Source organism: Nostoc sp. UHCC 0252 (assembly GCF_034931145.1).
In the GTDB taxonomy this organism is placed as follows: Bacteria; Cyanobacteriota; Cyanobacteriia; order Cyanobacteriales; family Nostocaceae; genus Nostoc.
In genome coordinates this window covers 22,884-40,367 of sequence record NZ_JAYGHE010000029.1, presented here as the reverse complement: position 1 = coordinate 40,367, position 17,484 = coordinate 22,884, and the positions used below count along the sequence as shown (strand labels likewise).

Sequence of the window (17,484 nt, the reverse complement as noted above, 5' to 3'; positions counted from 1 at the left end):
CGCAAAATCATCGATCTTTTCTAGGTGGTATTGGGGAAAATGCCAAGGGGGTGCAATTCCCAAATGTGTAATTGCTGCAAATACTAGATAACTAGCGCATTTGCTCTATATTTTTCCTTCTCTCTGCGTTCCCTGCGGTAGCTTGCGGCAAGCCCTGCGGGTGGGGCTGTTTCATGGTTGATACTTCATGGGTGTATAAAGCATTTTATAAAGGCTTCCTTTTGAGGTAATTATCTAGCTAGGTTGCTTATTTCTCTTGGTAGATTAAATCAAAATTAGAAAAGACCAATATGACAATATATACAGTTGAAAACTAAACTGTAAATTGTTAGTTTTATGCAAAAAGTTTATGGCAATATTTAGAGGTTGTTTGAAAAGATTGGGCGAATAGAATGATGCCTCCGGCACGCCAAGGGCGAACGCTACTACTGGTATACTCCCTAAATATGTAGCTTTTTTGTCAAACTTGTGAGGAATTAATGAACTCAAAATATAACTTTCAATACTTTCAAGGTAACTCTCTGTCTGATTTGTTTGCTCAAGATATCACAGATGCATCTTATGGTTTTATCTTAAATTACCCTGCAACAGCGAGTTGGGCTGCTTATCCCAATCGGCAAAAATATTTTATTCAAGATGGCAGTAGTGAAGCCACCAAAACCTCATTCGACAAGATTTGTCAGAAAGAACCTTGGAAAATTTTGGCTGTCTTAGGCGATCGCATTCCCGGAATTGTGATTAATCCTCCGCCAAAGCCGCTCCTTGAATACTGGCAAGAACATTTCGGATTCAAACACTCCAATATTGAGATGATGGATTGCTCTACTTATCTGGATGATCTCAGCCGCAGCCAACGCTTTGATCAACTCATTACTTTATTTCCCTTTGATCACCTCAAACCCGAAAAACATGCTGTTGATCCAGACACTCATTACCGCTTACTCAGCAAAGTAACACTAGAGCAACTGGGGGTGCAATGTCCAAAATATAAGAGCTACAATCTGCACCAAGTCAATGTCAAAGACATCCAGTTACCAGAATTTCCCTACTTAATAAAAACGTCTCACGGACTTTCAGGAGAAGGCACTTATATCATCAAAAGTCCCAGCGATCTAAACTACTGCCTTGAAGAAATTAAGAAATATCTTGATATTAAGTTGCTTGATACGATTATTGTTTCAGAGTTCGTCAAGAATGAGGTGGAGAATTACTGCGTACAGTTCTATGTCAACAAAGCGGGAGAGATAACCCTTATCGGCACTACCGGACAACTCGTCACTCCAGAAGGTAACTATTTAGGAGGAGTGATTGACTATCGCCAAACTGACATGAGCAAGTTCTTTGAGATGATTGCCAACGTTGGTGAGTATGCTCACAAACAGGGATATTTCGGCGTGATTGGCTTTGATGTGCTAGAAGACCAAGACGGACAATTTTATGCGATCGATGCCAATTTTCGGGTTAATGGCTCAACTCCATTGTGTTTACAGCGCCATACCCTACTGGGACTAGGAAAAGAAGTAGCTAAATATTCCAGTAGCTACCGAATGGAAGGGACATTAGAATCAATCCTCATAACCCTGAAACCAGAATTAGATCGCAAAGACTTGATTATTCTATCGGCTTTAGAGAGAGTCAAATACGGAAAAATCTACACTGAGCTTTATGCGATCGCAACTGGAGAAACTATGGAACAAATGCAGCATATCGAGCAGCAATTACAAACTAAGGGATTACAACTACTCCTTTAAACAGTACCACTATCAATATTTTATCTTCAGAACAATCCACTTCAAGCCTAATTCATAAAGCAATTCTAGGTTTTTCTTAATCGTTTTTTGATGATAAATAGACCTACGCTGTAAGGGCAATTCATAAATTTCCCCTACATAGTTTGCTGGGATATTGTTGAAATACACCAAAACCGATTATTCTACTTCAATCAGATCAGGTGACTGTTTGATTGGAAATAAAACTTGCATTAGCTCTCCGAGTGGTATAGAGCGTTTCTCTTGGACAAAAACTAAAGGTACAAGTGCAGCAATGCGTAGTAAGCCTGAGAGAACAAACAGCCCCAGCAAACCCGCAGTACCAGGCAAAGTTGCTAGAAAGCTACCGACACTAATACCCATCGCTCCAGTGATACCAGCAATTGCTCCTGCGATCGCAAAATAATTCGACTGATAACGTAACGGTGCTATTGCCATCATCATATTGTTGGTACACAAATCAATCGCTGCCCACGTTCCGCCAGCTAGTATATGCAACAAGGGTAGCCAGATCCAAAAAGAAATGCGATCGCTTCCAACTCCCAACCACAGCAGAGGTGTCACCGCCACCAAGACTCCCACTAATAACAGTAGCGGACGATTCCCAATTCGGTCAGCCAGTTTCCCCCACAAAAGCAGCATCAACATATTCGCACCAGTTCCTAAACCGTGATAAATCGTTACTACACTAATATCAATATCCAGGTTATCCAACAGGTAGAGGTTGAAGAAGGGAGCGCTGACGTTAACAGCAAAGCACCAAATACTCAGGTAAAGCACAAACCTCACAAAATTAGTATCTTTAAACAAGCTGAAATCTATCCCCTGCGGCTGCGATGTGTCTGCATCCGTAACTTTTAAATGCTGTGGATTTATATCAGTCATCCATAACTGACAGCCCACACTGATTAGCCCTAGTATGATTCCTAAAACCAAAACTGCACCATAACCTTGAAGTTTTCCACCAGGCCAAGCTGATACCGCTAAACCTAGCAAGGGCACACAAATCAGGTTAGTCAAGCCAAGAATACTATTGCGAAAGCCAAAATATCGCCCTCGCAACCGTTGAGGTACTAATACAGCTGACCACCCAAGCCAAGGCGCACGACCAAAAGCTTCGATGATATTAGCTACCAAGAGAATTGCTAATGTCAACTGTACTACTTGGTATCCAGCGATATGAGATGAAGCAACAAACATAATGGCAGGTAGAAGAATCAACCATAGCAGCCGAGATGGGATAAAAATACACATAAAATACCAGCGAAAGCTGGTAATCCGGTTTACTAAATAGGCTCCCAATGGTTGGAGTAGATTCACCATCTGAGGGATAGCGGCAAGCAGACCAATTTCTGCTGGGCCAGCACCTAACTCTAGTAAGAAATTACTGAGCAACGCGCCACCGATGATACTATAAAAAACCGCAGCAAAGACACTCTCATAAGTTAGCGCTGTCAAACTTTTGCGAATTTCTAACTTAGAAATTTTTATAAATAGGTTTGGAGTCGGGAACAGTACCGTCTCTGTTAATGTTCTATCATCTGAAATTTCTTGAATTGGGACAGGAGGAAGAGAACTAGCTTCTACTGAAATCTCATCTTCTTGGGGCTGAACCATATTATCTAGTCAATATTTAAAGAGTTAAATTGTTATAGCAACTATTAGACAAAACTAGTAAAACTTATATAAAATTCCATCAAGAACTTCTAAGCCATTGCGATCGCTTATAGCATTTACCGAAAATCTTGAAACATTATAGATTTCCGTAGGGTGGCACAGGTGTGTTAACCTGATTTAGCTACGATTGAGCTTCTATCAAATAAGTAAATTAATATAAGTTAATCTCTATTAAGATTTGGCTAAAGGCTTTCTTACTTACAAACATTTGTAGCATCTAATTAATATTTTGTGTTCAAAAAATCTTATTTTCCTCCAAAATCATTCTTGAGAAGTAATACCTTCATATAAAAATTTTAAAATTTAGCTTTCACTAGTACACATAGATATAAATAGTGCTGCATTTGTTTATATAACTAACGGTTACAACTTCAAGTTCGGTTTAACTTCTTTGAGTGATGCTTTTAGATGATGTGGAGAAAGATTTACAAGATATGCTATTTGTGTACTTATCCTATTCATCTCGACGATCTCGAATAACTAATCTAGAATCAATTGCATAAGCCTTGGTAAACTTATTTAACTGGAAATTTCTATCGTGGGGTATAATTTTTCAACCTCCTAAATGTGCCACGATGGGCTACGCCCCGCCAGAGGCGATGGCGCAAAGCGCCCACTGTAGGTGATCGCAACATAAGTAAAAACTCTTTTATGGCACAGACAGAAATTAACGATATCTCGGCTGATAGCTCCTTAGTTGATCCAGAAAAAGACTTATTGGGATATGCCAACTTCGCCAAGTATCTAGCAGACGGCATTTGCAAAATGACCTTTCCTGAAGGCTTCGTTATTGCAGTTTATGGTTCTTGGAACTCTGGCAAATCCACACTATTAAATTTTGTAGTTCACTATCTTCAGCAAAAGCCAGAGGAGGAGCAACCAATCATCGTTCCTTTTAATCCCTGGTTATTGTCTGGACACCAAAATATCACAAGGCGCTTTTTTGAGCAATTACAAAACTTTTTAAGCAAAGAGTCATCTGTACCAAAAGGCTTGAGAGAAAGACTAGCTGATTTTGCCGCTATTATTTCAGACATCCCTCTACCTTATGCTCAGACTGGTAAGGTATTAGCAGCATTATTAGATGAAAAAGACAAGGAAGCTGCCCAATTAAAAGAAGAAGTAGAAAACAACCTAGTACAACAGCAACGGCGAATAGTCATAACAATTGACGATATTGATCGGTTAGGTGCTGAAGATATTAAGGAATTATTTCGCGTTTTCAAAGCAATGCGGAATTTTGCTAACGTTGTTTATCTTTTAGTTTTTGATAAAGAAGTTGTCCTGAAAAAAATTGTAGATACTAAAGAAGTATCTGGAGACGCATACTTGGAAAAAGTTATTCAAGTAAATTTTGAATTACCTATTCCTGATAAAATCGTACTTCGTAGGCTGCTCTTTAAAAAGCTTGGTGATATATTTTTTGAAACCCCAAAACATCAAATTGACCAAACTCTCTGGTATGACATTTACTTTCAAGGAATAGATCATTTTATTACTCACATCCGTGACGTTGCTCGTTTTATTAACACTTTAACCTTGACCTATCCAACAGTAAAAGATGAAGTAAACCCAGCTGATTATATTGCTATTGAGTCTTTGCGGGTCTTTAGCCCAAATATATATAGCATAATCCATCAAAATCCTCATGTTTTCGTTGGAGAACTAAATCTTTCAATAGAGGAATTGAATATTCTTCTGAATACCTGGATTGCTCAGTTGACAGATGAGGACAAACAGCCAGTTAAAAATCTGCTTATGAGCCTTTTTCCCAAGTTAAAAGCAATTTTGGGTAATACTTATGTAGATGAAAAAGACGAGATTGAATGGCGGAAACAATTACGTGTGTGTAGTTTAAAAATATTTCCTATCTACTTTCGTTTGTCCTTATCAGGAGGTGAATTATCTAATATTCAGAGAAAAATAATTTTTAGCTTCATTGGAAATCCAGAAAAATTTAGAAACCATCTGATAGAACTTACTAAACAAAAACTTCCAGGGGGCATAACACAAGCTAGGCTATTTATAGAACAGCTAGAGAATTCTACTGAACAGGAAATTCCTATAAATTATATTCCCCCAGTTGTGGAAGCTTTGTTTGATGTCAGCGATCAACTATCATTATGTCAAGATGATTCTAATAACATTCTTGCTTTTGGAGATGAACTTATTATCAGTCGTTTTATCTTAAGGCTGTTGCATCAGATTGACGAAATATCACGGTTTGAGTTGCTAAAAAAAGCAATTAATCAAGGTAAGGCATTAGCAATAATTAATCATGAAAACAAAACTCTAAAAGAGCAAAAAAGTCAATATTCTATAGGAAAATTTAGCTTAGAAAGGGAAGGATTGGTAAATGCAGAACACCTTAAAGAACTGGAAGAAATAGTTAACACAATGGAAGTAAAAAGTGATACTAAAGACAAATAAGATAAAATCTGGATTCTTTAATAAGTAAGCTAATACAGCCGATTGTAACTTGGTGAGGTACAGATGATCTTAGGGGCACAACACTGCTCATTGGTGTCAACTTAAGCTCAAATGCTTATTCCACAGGCGTTTTACCCCCCTTAATCCCCCCTTGTCAAGGGGGAAAAAAGAAATCTAGTTCCCTCCCCTTTATAAGGGGAGGGTTAGGGTGGGGTGACGCGGATAGTGATGGGAAGCCAGAGGACTGAACATCACGTTTTGACAAGGGTTTCACGTTAAGTTGACACTAATGAGCACTGCTGTGCCCCTACCTGTGTACTTCACTATTATTGAAAACTGGTCTAATCCCTGCCTGAAGTGGAAGTGGGGAAAAATTTCAGGACTGTCTCCTTTTAGGAGAAGTAGAATCACAACTCACTCGATTGAGAACCACTATATAAACTATATAAATATTCTATAACCCACGAAAGATTTAGATATCTTCGGTACTTTCTAATATCAGGGAATATACTTTAATCCCCACATTGCACTCATGGAATCGTATGACGTTGTAATTATTGGCGCTGGTCATAATGGCTTAGTTTGTGCTGGCTACCTGCTGAAAGCTGGTTACAGCGTCCTGTTATTAGAAGGGCGATCGCTCCCCGGCGGCGGTTCTACAACTGAAGAACTTATGCCTGATGAAGCACCTGGGTTTAAATTTAGTCCTTGCGCGATTAACCATCTCTTCATTTTCTTAGGGCCAGTCATCCAAGAATTGGAACTGCATAAGTACGGCTTGGAATATCTTAGCTGCGATCCGGTTGCCTTTTGCCCCCATCCCGATGGGAAGTACTTCTTAGCTCACAAATCGGTGGAAAAGACTTGTGCGGAAATTGCCCGTTACAGTCAGCGTGATGCTGAAAAATATGCTGAGTATGCCGATTTTTGGCAGCGCTTTATCACAGGGATTGCACCTTTCTTCAATGCACCACCCAAATCAATTGTTGATATTGCTGGTAATTACAATCTCAATAGTCTGCAAGACTTATTTTCCCTTCTAGGTGGCTCTAACACAACCCTTGATTTACTCCGTACCCTACTCAGCAGTGCCACAGATAATATTAACGAATACTTCGATTCGGAGTTTGTCAAAGCACCTCTGGCTAGACTCTCAGCCGAACTGAGTTCCCCTCCTTCCCAAAAAGCTATGTCCTTTGGGGCGATGATGATGATGTTGCGTCATAATCCCGGTATGGCAAGACCGCGTGGTGGTAGTGGTGGACTTGTAGAAGCTTTGGTGAAGATGGTACAAAGTGGAGGTGGTACGATTCTCACTGACCAAAGGGTAGAAAAAGTATTGGTAGATGATGGTAAAGCTGTCGGTGTGCGAGTTGCTGGTGGCAAAGAATATTGTGCGAATAAAGGTGTAATTTCAAGTATTGATGCCAAGCGGTTATTCTTGCAACTGATGGATAGTAGTGATGTGGATGAGAATTTGCGCGAAAGATTAGATCGCCGCATCGTCAACAACAATGAAACCATCCTCAAGATTGATTGTGCTTTATCCGAACCGTTGCGTTTTGTCCACCACAATCACCAAGATAACTATCTGATGGGTTCTATTCTGATTGCTGATTCCGTCAATCATGTAGAACAAGCTCATAGTCTGATTACTCTGGGCAAAATTCCTGATGAAGATCCATCAATGTATGTAGTAATGCCTACCGGACTCGACCCATCGATGGCACCGGAAGGTAAACACACATTATGGATAGAGTTTTTTGCACCTTATCAAATTGCTGGTGCAGATGGTACAGGTTTAAAAGGTACGGGTTGGACGGATGAACTGAAAAACAAAGTTGCAGATAAGGTGATTAATAAACTCGCGCAGTATTCGCCTAATCTGCAACATTCAATCATCGCCCGTCATGTCGAAAGTCCGGCTGAGTTGGGAGAACGGTTAGGGACTTACAAAGGTAATTATTACCATATTGATATGACCTTAGAGCAGATGCTTTGCTTCCGTCCGTTGCCGGAATTAGCTAACTACAAAACACCAATTGATAACTTGTATCTTACTGGTGCTGGAACTCATCCGGGTGGTTCAATTTCCGGTTTGCCGGGACGCAACTGTGCGCGTGTGTTTTTGCATAATGAGCAACCCATCGCCCAGAAAATCAAGGAAGCGGGAGGTTCAATTAAGTCTGCGTTTGCATCTGTCTTGAGAAGTGAATCGGATTAAGAAGCTGTTTGTAAAGTGGTGGGTGATGTATCACAAATTTTAGATCCTCCTTAAAAAGGAGGACTTTGAGAAGATTATTCCCTTTTAAAAAGCTAAGGTGTAGACACAAGACTTTTAAAGTTGCTACGTAACAACGTAGAGTAGACTAATTTTTACAAGTTTATTGGCATTGCAGGTTGATGCAATGGCATAACGGGTCGATGCAATAGCATAACGGGTCGATGCAATGGCATAACGGGTTGATGCAATGGCATAACGGGTCGATGCAATGGCATAACGGGTTGATGCAATGACATAACGAGTCGATGCAATGGCATAACGAGTCGATGCAATAGCATTGCAGGTTAAGGTATAAAGCAGCTTTAAAAGACTTTTGTGTACACGGTAGCCTTATTAAAGAGAGGGATATCCTATAAGACAGGGTGAGGTTTTTGGGCAAATTTTGTGAGGTTTTTTGAGCAAGTTCCTGATACTTCTTCGCCGAAAGGATCAAAAGTCTATAAAATCCTTACAGATACTTCCTGTGACGCTTTCAGATTCCCCAATAGACAGAGAACTGTAACCGTAATAGTAACTAAGATGTGGGTGTAGGAGAGTTATTAAGGAATATTTACAATGGCAATTGAAACTAACAAAGCGATTGAATTATCTACTGAAGCTAAAGCCTATAACGGTGTCGATCGCAATGCTTGGATTTTTGGCTGGAATCCGCAACAAGAGTTGTGGAATGGGCGTTTAGCGATGATTGGCTTTATTTCTTACGTACTTTGGGATTTAGCTGGCTATAGTTTAGTGCGTGACGTACTCCACTTGGTTCGCTAATTCTTCACTGATGATTTATCATCCCTTGGGGAAATCAATAAAGAACAACTTAGTAGCCTCTTAGTACTTAACCTACTGGTGATGTAAAGTCTAACGCCAAGGTTATAGATGGAGGCACTAATACAATTGCGAAGGAGAAAATATGATAACTAAAGATACAATACGTGCGTTAGGAGTATTTGCTAATTCTCAAGGAATAGAGCAAGCAATTGATGAATTGAAAACTGCAAACTTTCCTATGGAGAAAGTTTCTGTCATTGCTAAAGATGCGGATGAGGGCGATCGCGTAGGTGAAGCGCAGATAAGCGATGGGCTACGCCCCACCTTCGGTGATCGCATCGGTGATCAAGATGCCAATACAAGCGGAGCCGTAAGAGAGACACTGGCAGCAAGTACTTGGGGTAGCGTGTTAGTTGGTTTGAGTAGTCTGGCACTTCCTGGCTTAGGAGCCGTGCTAGCAGCAGGTTCTGTAGGTGTAGCATTAGTCAGCAGCGTTGCAGGTGTTGCTGTCGGAGCCGCAGCAAACCAGAATTTACTCAAGGCATTAGGCGATTTAGGCATACCCGAAGAGAGAGCCAGAGTTTATAGCGATCGCCTCCAGCAGAGTTATTATTTGCTCATCCTAGAAGGCTCAGAAGAAGAGATTCATGGCGTTGAACCAATATTACGCGATCGCGGTATTGAATATTGGGGCGTTTATGATTCTCCACAACCTTCAAATGGTGAGGTAAATTAGCACTTTGTTCATATTATTTCTACCTTTTTTGCTAATCCTAAAGCTAGATGTAATTTGTGGGATTAAAAGCGAAATTGTAATAAACAATCAAACAGGATAATAATCATGACAAGTAACAACGTAAGCACTTCTAACAATACCGAACGGACAACACTTGAAGGTGAAAGCAAAGAAGCTCTGAATCAAAAAACCTCTACCCAATTTATACTTAGCACAAGCCTGGGAGTAATAACAATTATCCTAGTTGCTGCAACTGCTTATTTCGGACTTATTCGGTTTTAGTCCTATCTATTGAAGCAGAAAAATTTTCTTTTTTTGATGACATTAAATAATTTCAAATGTAATACAAACCTCAGCAAAATGTATGGTAGTGCTTTGAGTTTATCAAAAGCCCTGCCATATTTTTCTGAGTCTTGAAATTTACTAAGTTTATCAAGGAATTCTATCAAGAAAACAAATTAATTAAAGGTCAGATTTGCTGAAAATGCGAGAATAAAATAAACATTCGCTTTCTCAAATATTTGTATTCTAATACCAATTCTGTATGAAGATGTGCCTAATAGTGCAATAAGTAAAGAACGAACCGCCAAGACCGCCAAGTACGCCAAGAAATAAGAAATTAAGAGATTTGTTTGGGGCAGCTTCATAAAGAAAGGGTATAAAATACAAGATTGTTTTAATATAATGTCCTTTCCTTGGGTAGACGACTATACAATTATTTACTTCTAAAGATTGATTTATTAGGAAAAAATGTATTGTAAATTATTGTTAAGCAAATTAATTTTGTTTCTTAGATACACTTTCTTTTTGTACAAAGAAATTATTCGATCAAAACCAATTGTTAGCAAGATTATAAATAGTAATTTATTTAATAGATTACCTGCATTTATTTTTTCATTTAAGTTTTTAATTCACCAACGTGATGAGAAATATGGAAAAACAATTGCGGCAACCAAAGGAGGACTTTTGAAAGTTGCTAAATCATCCCGCAAATATGTAACGCCAGAATTGTTTTAATCCTGAATTATTATTTTTTTTAAGGAGTAACACTTATGAAATTAAAGCCAATCAATCAGCAGGTTGTTTCCGTCGTTGGAGCTTCCAGTGGTATCGGACGGATCACAGCTCTTGAGTTTGCTAGACGCGGGGCAAAAGTGGTAGTCTCCGCTCGTGGTGAGTCGAAGCTAAAGTCTTTAGTAGAAGAGATTCGCAGCTTTGGCGGCGAGGCAACTTATATTGTGGCGGATGTAGAAGTATTTGATCAAGTTAAAGCGATCGCAGATAAAACTGTGGAAGTCTACGGGCGACTCGATACATGGGTGCATGTCCCTGCGATCGGCGTTTTTGCCACCTTCGACAATACAACACCAGAAGAGTTTAAGCATGTTATTGATGTCGATCTGATGGGACAGGTGTATGGTGCAATGGCGGCCTTACCCCATCTAAAGCATGAGGGACGGGGGGCATTGATCCATGTCTCTTCAATGGAAGGTAGGCGATCGCTCCCCTACCAAAGTGCTTACTCGGCAGCCAAGCACGGAGTCGAGGGCTTTATCGAGGCGATGCGCGTTGAGTTGCAACATGAAAAATGGCCTATCAGTGTCACAAGTGTAAAACCAGCAGTGATTAATACCCCCTTCTGGAACAATGGCCGGACGAAGTTAGGCGTAAAGCCTTCTGGGATACCACCTTACTACGAGCCTAAACTTGTAGCTGATGCAATCCTCTATACAGCCGAACATCCAACTCGTGATTACTTGGTTGGGGATGTAGCTAAAATATTAGATTTGGTACAGCGTATCTCACCACCATTAGTAGATTCACTGTTACTGCTCGTTGGCTTCAAGTTACAGCATAGTTCCGAGCCGAAATCTGAAGATGCACCAAATAATTTTTACCAATCTGTTGCCGAAGATGACAGAGTTAACGGCGATTATGGAAACTTAGTTATACCTAGTGTTTCCGACTGGCTAGAAAAAAATCCGGTTCTTCAGTGGGGTGCGATCGCTGGCACGGCAGCCTTGGCATTACTGGCGGCGCAAGTATTCAATACAAACGAATAAATTGCTCCTAAAAGGATTGTATTAAGCTGTTAGCAAAAAAGCGATTTTTATGATTCACCCTACACAATCAATCAACTCGAAACACGCTTGGGATCTTTTTTCAGCCTAACTACCTAATTTCACATTGACCGATAGCAAATAGATTGCTGTCGGTTTTCTTTTGTCCACAATTCGCGTCATGTCCAGTTAAACAATGCGTAATTTCAGACAGCTTTGAAATCAGAGTTTTACTACCTTTTTATTTTCTTTCCTCTCCCTCCGCGCTCTCAGCACCTCTGCGGTTTTTTAATCATTGAGATAGTACATATTTGAGCCAATAACCAACTGAATAATATTTACAAGCAAACTATTTCCCCTATACCTAAAACTAGATTTGCAAAAATTTATCTTGTTAATAAATCATATTTTACTTATAAAATAAAATGATTCAGCAAGAGCTATTAAAATCTTGTGATTGTCATTTTGATTCTAGATTAATCCCTCTCAATTAAACAATCTTAATAAAAAATACGTCTCAAAGGATGTATTTCAATATCTCCGAAGGCTGATGGCATAATGTTAGCTGCCATAGTTAAGTGAAATTAATTAAGTTAATATCAGGAGTCATTATTGTGGAAAGTAATAGCAAACGAGAACTCATAATTATTGGAGGAGCCGAAGATAAAAAGGAAGATTGCCAAATACTGCGCGAGTTTGTCCGACGCGCTGGAGGTACGAAGGCAAAAATAGTAATTATGACAGCAGCGACAGAACTACCTAGAGACGTTGGAGAAAATTATATTAGAGTATTTGAAAAGCTAGGGGCTGAAGATGCTCGGATTGTTGATACAGAAACTCGTGATGATGCATATTCTTCTACGGCATTAGAAGCTGTCAGCAAAGCTACAGGGATATTCTTTACCGGAGGAGATCAAGCTCGAATCACAAGCTTTATTAAAGATACCGATCTTGACACAGCTATTCATCAGCGTTTTGCTGAAGGAGCAGTTATTGCAGGCACAAGTGCAGGAGCCGCCGTGATGCCAGATAAAATGATTGTAGAAGGTGATTCTCAAACTAACCCTCGGATGGAAATTGTCAATATGGGCCCAGGTTTAGGCTTTCTACCAGGAGTAGTAATTGACCAACATTTTTTACAACGTGGACGCTTGGGACGTTTAATTTCAGCTTTGGTACAAGAGCCTGCTGATTTAGGATTTGGTATTGATGAGAATACCGCAATGGTTGTTACCGATCAACAAATTGAAATCATTGGTGAAGGTTCAGTCACAATTGTTGATGTAGAGGCTACATATAACAATATGGATCAAATTTTAAAGGATGAGCCTTTAGCGATTTGTGGAGCAAAGCTTCATATCTTACCACGTGGCTATAAATTTGATTTGAAAACCCGTCAACCTATCTTAAATAATAACTCTATTCCAGATGTGTCTGCATTAGCAGGTTCAGCAAATACTTAACTTTTAGTAGAGTCATAAACCAAGCTCTTATGGCTAAGATTAATGAGTTCAGGAAAAGCATAATGGCTTTAATTCGTTGATGAATTATGCTTGGGGAGGCAGAAGGTAGGAGGAATCATCATAAATAAATTTACTTGCTCTAAAAGAAAGTAACAAAAGTCAAAAAATATTTTTTTCTCCTGCCCTCTGCTTTTCTTCGGTGTACTATTTCAAGTGGTATTTAATGACTCGTATTAAAAGTAGACAAACTATCTGGCAATTGGCTTTGAGGGTTTTAAGCGTAGGGTTGCTACCTGCGTTAACTGCTTATCCAGCTTTCGGTGCAGAGCGGATAAGATTTAATTACGGTGCGTTAGAACGGTCTATCCCTATTAGCTCGCTTGAAGCCTATGCCAAAACTGGCAAAATGGACGATCAGTTGGCTGCATACAGTCAGTATATAGACAAAAAGCAACTAACTCAACTACGTCAAACCTTAATTACTCCTATTAACTTAAATGAAGTAGCCGTTTCGCAGTTTCTTTATACACCGACTGGCGAGCGTTTATTACAAACATTAGGTAAAGTTATTCAGACTGAATCTAGATTATCAGGGTTTTATGCAATTCGAGCAGCACTGATTTTAGCCGCCGCAGATTCAAATAACTTTACTCTTTTAAATGTCTTAAATAAATTTCCTGCTAGTGAAATTTCAATTAATTTAAGTCAGAGTTTACAAATTGTCAATGCATTGCAAAATTTGGCAAATCAAACGCAAAATGCAGTAGCACTGATTAATCAACAATCCCAACAAGGAATAAACACTGCTTCTACAGTTAATCTGTCTCCATTTATGGACTTAGGAAAAAGTGGAAGTTTTCGCTTTTTTAAGCAAACTATCGTTCTCAATGACTTAACGCGTAACAGAAATTTTCCAGTCGATATTTACCTTCCTGTTGCCCAAAACCCTCGTTCAATAATTATCATTTCGCATGGACTGGGTTCCGATAGAACAAGTTTTGCATATTTAGCTGAACATCTCGCTTCTTATGGGTTTGTAGTTGCTGTTCCAGAACATCCTGGCAGTAATTCAAAACAAATAGAAGCTTTATTGGCAGGTACAGCAGATAGAGTTACCAATCCTAGAGAACTCATTGATAGACCTTTGGATATCAAATATTTACTAGATGAACTGACTCGGTTATCAAAGTCCAACTCAACATTTAGAGGGCGTTTAAATTTAGAACAAGTTGGTATAGTAGGACAATCGTTTGGTGGATATACAGCATTAGCATTAGCAGGCGCAAAGATTAATTTTGAGAAACTACAAGCGAGTTGTCCGACTTTTGAAAATACATTAAATGTTTCGCTTTTACTTCAGTGTTTAGCCATCAATTTACCAAGTAGTAGCTATAATAACTTATCCGAACCAAGGATAAAAGCAGTAATTGCAATGAATCCTGTTGATAGTAGTATTTTTGGTCAAGCTAGCCTCAGCCAAATCAAAATCCCTGTGATGATTGTATCTGGCAGTGCTGATACTGTTACGCCTGCTTTACCAGAGCAAATTCAGCCTTTTATTTGGTTAACAACTCAAAATAAATATTTAGCACTGATCAATGGCGGCACACACTTTTCTACTATTGCAGAATCACCGAATGCGGCTGTCCCTGTTCCTACACAAGCAATTGGTTCTAGTCCAGCTTTGGCACGTCGTTATGTTAAGGCTTTAAGTGTTCCCTTTTTTGAAAGTTATATCGCCGGACAGCCAAGTTATCTCTCTTATTTGAGTTCAGATTATGCGAATAAGATTAGTCAACAACCACTACCGTTAAGTTTAATTAATTCTCTGACAGATGAGCAACTAAAACAAGCGTTTCAATGAACTTATAATTGGCGCGAAAAGATAATAAAAGTCTTGATATTCTGTAGGAGCGATTCATGAATCGCTCCTACAGAATATCTGTATATAGGAATCATATTTGATTTCTAAAAATATTTCAGTTGTGCCGTAGGCTAACGCACCATCCGAAGATTCTGGTGCGTTACGGAAGCCCTAACACACCTTACATATACTTAGATTTTTTCATAAATCAAATACTAGTCCTATACTATTTCTAAGAATCTTTGCAACAGATAAATTAGCTATAGGATATTACAGATGTACGCCCCGATGTATCTGCATCAGGTATTTTGTGAAATGCAATAATATCATTCTGGTTAAACAATGCTGCCTATTACAGCATTGTTATCCCAGCTAAAGTTATGGGTGTCAATGTATCAGAAAACGTTTGAAGAAGAATTCAGAAGTCAGAATTTACGCGATCGCCCAGGAAGCTATGGAGTGGTTTATTTAAAGGGGAATTTGCCCCCTGCCCCTTTCATCCCTGCTGCCGCCGTTCTTCCATTTCTTGACTAGAAATCATACTATTGATTCTCTCTACATCTGCCATCATCAAAACTGATCCCTGTATATCCATGCCCAGCAACGGGGTGATTGCCAGGTAACATTTTATTTGCCTACCTCGACGATTGGTAGCATCAAGGATCATTTCTTGAAATTGTTTTTTACCAGCTAGAGAATCGCGGATAGGCGATCGCAACTGCTCAAGGGGTAGCCCAATATCAAGGCTAAAAATAGACTTTCCTAAAACTTCATCAGTTCGTAGCCCCCATAAATCCTCTAGCATGTAATTCCAAATTGAAATGTTAAAGCTACCGTCAATTACTACTATTCCAGTTTGGAGGCTTTTGAGAATAGAGATTAGGAAGATATTTGTGCGATTAAGTTCTGTGGTGCGTTGGCTAAGTTCGTGATTAATTGTCTGTAATTCTTCATTGGTAGATTGAAGTTCTTCGTTCATCGTCTCCAATTCTTCATTAGTAGATTGAAGTTCTTCATTAGTAGTTTCTAATTCTTCATTGGTAGATTGCAGTTCTTCGTTAGTAGTTTCTAATTCTTCATTAGTAGATTGCAGTTCTTCGTTAGTAGTTTCTAACTCCTGTTGCGAACGTTGCAGAGCATCTTGGAGCTTAATATAACGGGTAACATCATGAAAAGAGATACTAATACCTAAATAATTGGTGTCTGTATCTTGTAAAGGCGTAATTCGCACATCCAGATATTGGGTTTCTGTGTTAGATAAATAGCGCTCTACATTTGTGAGTGTAATTGGGCGGTGTTCAGCATAAGCGCGTTCAATTAGCGATCGCAATTCAATAGGGCGATAGGAAAGTTCTAGATCCTGGAAGGGACGAGTTAAATCTCTAGGCGAAAGGGCGAACAAATTCCGCGCCTGTTCGTTCACCATTACCAAAGCGCCATTGATATCAATGACTACTTGGGCAATTGGTGATGTGTCAAAACCCAAGTCTCGCAGCCGCAGATGTCGAGACAAACGGCTGCTAGATTCGTCATCTGCTGTATTTGCCATAACTAAAAGGCGATCGCGGATATTCACTGAAGATACCCGATTAAATATCCGATTTTTTAAGTCTATTGGGGTAAACAGACTTGAATGCATCAATAACATCTCTGCTTTCCCCAAAAACAGATAGCCATTATCATTTAAGGCAAAATGAAACCGGGCTAAAATTCGCCCTTGAGTCTCAGAATTAAAGTACATTAATGTATTGCGGCTGACCAGTAAATCTAAGCGTGAAATGGGCGCATCTTGAAGCAGATCGTGGCGACCAAAAATTACTGAGCGGCGCAAGTCTTGACGAAAGACATAGCGATTTCCGACAACCTCAAAGTATTTCTGCCGCAATTCATCTGATAATGCCTGGACATCTTTTGCTGAATACACAGCATGACGAGCTTGATTGAGAGCCTCTTCATCTACATCTGTGGCGTAGATTTTTACCCGTTGGCGAAATTCCTCTGCTCCCAATATTTCAGCCATCAGCATTGCTAAAGTGTAAGCTTCTTCCCCAGAAGCACAGCCAGCACTCCAGATGCGTATTTGTCCAGAATTCTTTTTATTTTTAATCAGATTAGGTAGTACTTCTCCCGCTAGGTATTCCCAAGCTGATGAATCTCGAAAAAAAGCGGTAACGTTAATTAGAATGGTGTTAAAAAGATAATTGAATTCTTCTGGATAAACTTCTAGATAGTCTAAATACTCTTCAAAGTTTTCGATGGTCAATGACTGCATCCGCTTGCACACTCGACGCATCAAAGTTGAGCGCTTATAGCCTGTAAAATCAAATCCCCGGCTTTGTCTGAGATAAATGAGCAGATTTTCAAATTTGGGATCTCTTTCTGCGGAAGTCATAAGGTAGGGAGTAGGGATTGAAGACAAAGGAGTGGAGTTTTGAGCCT

The 17,484-nt window shown here is 39.4% G+C and carries 13 protein-coding genes; 10 read left to right on the top strand and 3 right to left on the bottom strand.

Translation table 11 applies throughout. The annotated features are described in order from the left end of the window. Positions 1-479 precede the first annotated feature (479 nt). On the top strand, positions 480-1,751 hold the full coding sequence (locus VB732_RS17430; protein ID WP_323232141.1) for an ATP-grasp domain-containing protein: 1,272 nt from the start codon (positions 480-482) through the stop codon (positions 1,749-1,751). Between the two features lie 177 nt (positions 1,752-1,928). Here VB732_RS17430 and VB732_RS17425 read toward each other — a convergent pair whose 3' ends face one another. Beyond that, complete coding sequence (locus VB732_RS17425; protein ID WP_323232139.1) at positions 1,929-3,386, bottom strand: MFS transporter; 1,458 nt, start codon at positions 3,384-3,386, stop codon at positions 1,929-1,931. Between the two features lie 711 nt (positions 3,387-4,097). On the opposite strand from VB732_RS17425, the gene VB732_RS17420 reads away from it, so the two are divergent. Next, a complete protein-coding gene (locus VB732_RS17420; protein ID WP_323232137.1) occupies positions 4,098-5,876 on the top strand; it encodes a KAP family NTPase in 1,779 nt (592 codons plus the stop codon). Between the two features lie 532 nt (positions 5,877-6,408). Further along, positions 6,409-8,100, top strand: coding sequence for a beta-carotene ketolase CrtO (gene crtO, locus VB732_RS17415; protein WP_323232134.1), 1,692 nt, complete (start codon positions 6,409-6,411; stop codon positions 8,098-8,100). A 152-nt stretch (positions 8,101-8,252) separates the two neighbouring features. On the opposite strand, the gene VB732_RS17410 is transcribed toward crtO, so the two are convergent. Further along, positions 8,253-8,438 (bottom strand): hypothetical protein, encoded by a 186-nt coding sequence (locus VB732_RS17410; protein ID WP_323232133.1) that lies wholly within the window; start codon positions 8,436-8,438, stop codon positions 8,253-8,255. Positions 8,439-8,715: 277 nt separating this feature from the next. On the opposite strand from VB732_RS17410, the gene VB732_RS17405 reads away from it, so the two are divergent. The 7 genes from VB732_RS17405 (at position 8,716) to VB732_RS17375 (ending at position 15,045) form a co-directional block, all read left to right on the top strand. Further along, positions 8,716-8,922, top strand: coding sequence for a high light inducible protein (locus VB732_RS17405; protein ID WP_323232131.1), 207 nt, complete (start codon positions 8,716-8,718; stop codon positions 8,920-8,922). A gap of 142 nt (positions 8,923-9,064) precedes the next feature. Beyond that, positions 9,065-9,658: a hypothetical protein gene (locus tag VB732_RS17400; protein ID WP_323232130.1), complete on the top strand. Its 594-nt coding sequence runs from the start codon at positions 9,065-9,067 to the stop codon at positions 9,656-9,658. A 105-nt stretch (positions 9,659-9,763) separates the two neighbouring features. Further along, positions 9,764-9,940: a hypothetical protein gene (locus tag VB732_RS17395; protein ID WP_323232128.1), complete on the top strand. Its 177-nt coding sequence runs from the start codon at positions 9,764-9,766 to the stop codon at positions 9,938-9,940. A 525-nt stretch (positions 9,941-10,465) separates the two neighbouring features. Beyond that, positions 10,466-10,675 (top strand): hypothetical protein, encoded by a 210-nt coding sequence (locus VB732_RS17390; RefSeq protein WP_323232126.1) that lies wholly within the window; start codon positions 10,466-10,468, stop codon positions 10,673-10,675. A 35-nt stretch (positions 10,676-10,710) separates the two neighbouring features. Next, positions 10,711-11,721: an SDR family oxidoreductase gene (locus VB732_RS17385; RefSeq protein WP_323232125.1), complete on the top strand. Its 1,011-nt coding sequence runs from the start codon at positions 10,711-10,713 to the stop codon at positions 11,719-11,721. Between the two features lie 608 nt (positions 11,722-12,329). Further along, complete coding sequence (locus tag VB732_RS17380; RefSeq protein WP_323232194.1) at positions 12,330-13,181, top strand: cyanophycinase; 852 nt, start codon at positions 12,330-12,332, stop codon at positions 13,179-13,181. A 223-nt stretch (positions 13,182-13,404) separates the two neighbouring features. Beyond that, complete coding sequence (locus VB732_RS17375; protein ID WP_323232124.1) at positions 13,405-15,045, top strand: alpha/beta hydrolase; 1,641 nt, start codon at positions 13,405-13,407, stop codon at positions 15,043-15,045. A 496-nt stretch (positions 15,046-15,541) separates the two neighbouring features. On the opposite strand, the gene VB732_RS17370 is transcribed toward VB732_RS17375, so the two are convergent. After that, complete coding sequence (locus VB732_RS17370; RefSeq protein ID WP_323232193.1) at positions 15,542-17,437, bottom strand: CheR family methyltransferase; 1,896 nt, start codon at positions 17,435-17,437, stop codon at positions 15,542-15,544. Between the last annotated feature and the right edge of the window lie 47 nt (positions 17,438-17,484).

Coding starts and splice junctions, on each gene's coding strand:
- VB732_RS17395 (WP_323232128.1), top strand. CDS start 9,764: ATGACAAGTAACAACGTAAGCACTTCTAACAATACCGAACGGACAACA.
- VB732_RS17400 (WP_323232130.1), top strand. CDS start 9,065: ATGATAACTAAAGATACAATACGTGCGTTAGGAGTATTTGCTAATTCT.
- VB732_RS17370 (WP_323232193.1), bottom strand. CDS start 17,437: ATGACTTCCGCAGAAAGAGATCCCAAATTTGAAAATCTGCTCATTTAT.
- VB732_RS17385 (WP_323232125.1), top strand. CDS start 10,711: ATGAAATTAAAGCCAATCAATCAGCAGGTTGTTTCCGTCGTTGGAGCT.
- VB732_RS17405 (WP_323232131.1), top strand. CDS start 8,716: ATGGCAATTGAAACTAACAAAGCGATTGAATTATCTACTGAAGCTAAA.
- VB732_RS17425 (WP_323232139.1), bottom strand. CDS start 3,386: ATGGTTCAGCCCCAAGAAGATGAGATTTCAGTAGAAGCTAGTTCTCTT.
- VB732_RS17420 (WP_323232137.1), top strand. CDS start 4,098: ATGGCACAGACAGAAATTAACGATATCTCGGCTGATAGCTCCTTAGTT.
- VB732_RS17410 (WP_323232133.1), bottom strand. CDS start 8,438: ATGCTATTGCATCGACTCGTTATGCCATTGCATCGACTCGTTATGTCA.
- VB732_RS17430 (WP_323232141.1), top strand. CDS start 480: ATGAACTCAAAATATAACTTTCAATACTTTCAAGGTAACTCTCTGTCT.
- crtO (WP_323232134.1), top strand. CDS start 6,409: ATGGAATCGTATGACGTTGTAATTATTGGCGCTGGTCATAATGGCTTA.
- VB732_RS17375 (WP_323232124.1), top strand. CDS start 13,405: ATGACTCGTATTAAAAGTAGACAAACTATCTGGCAATTGGCTTTGAGG.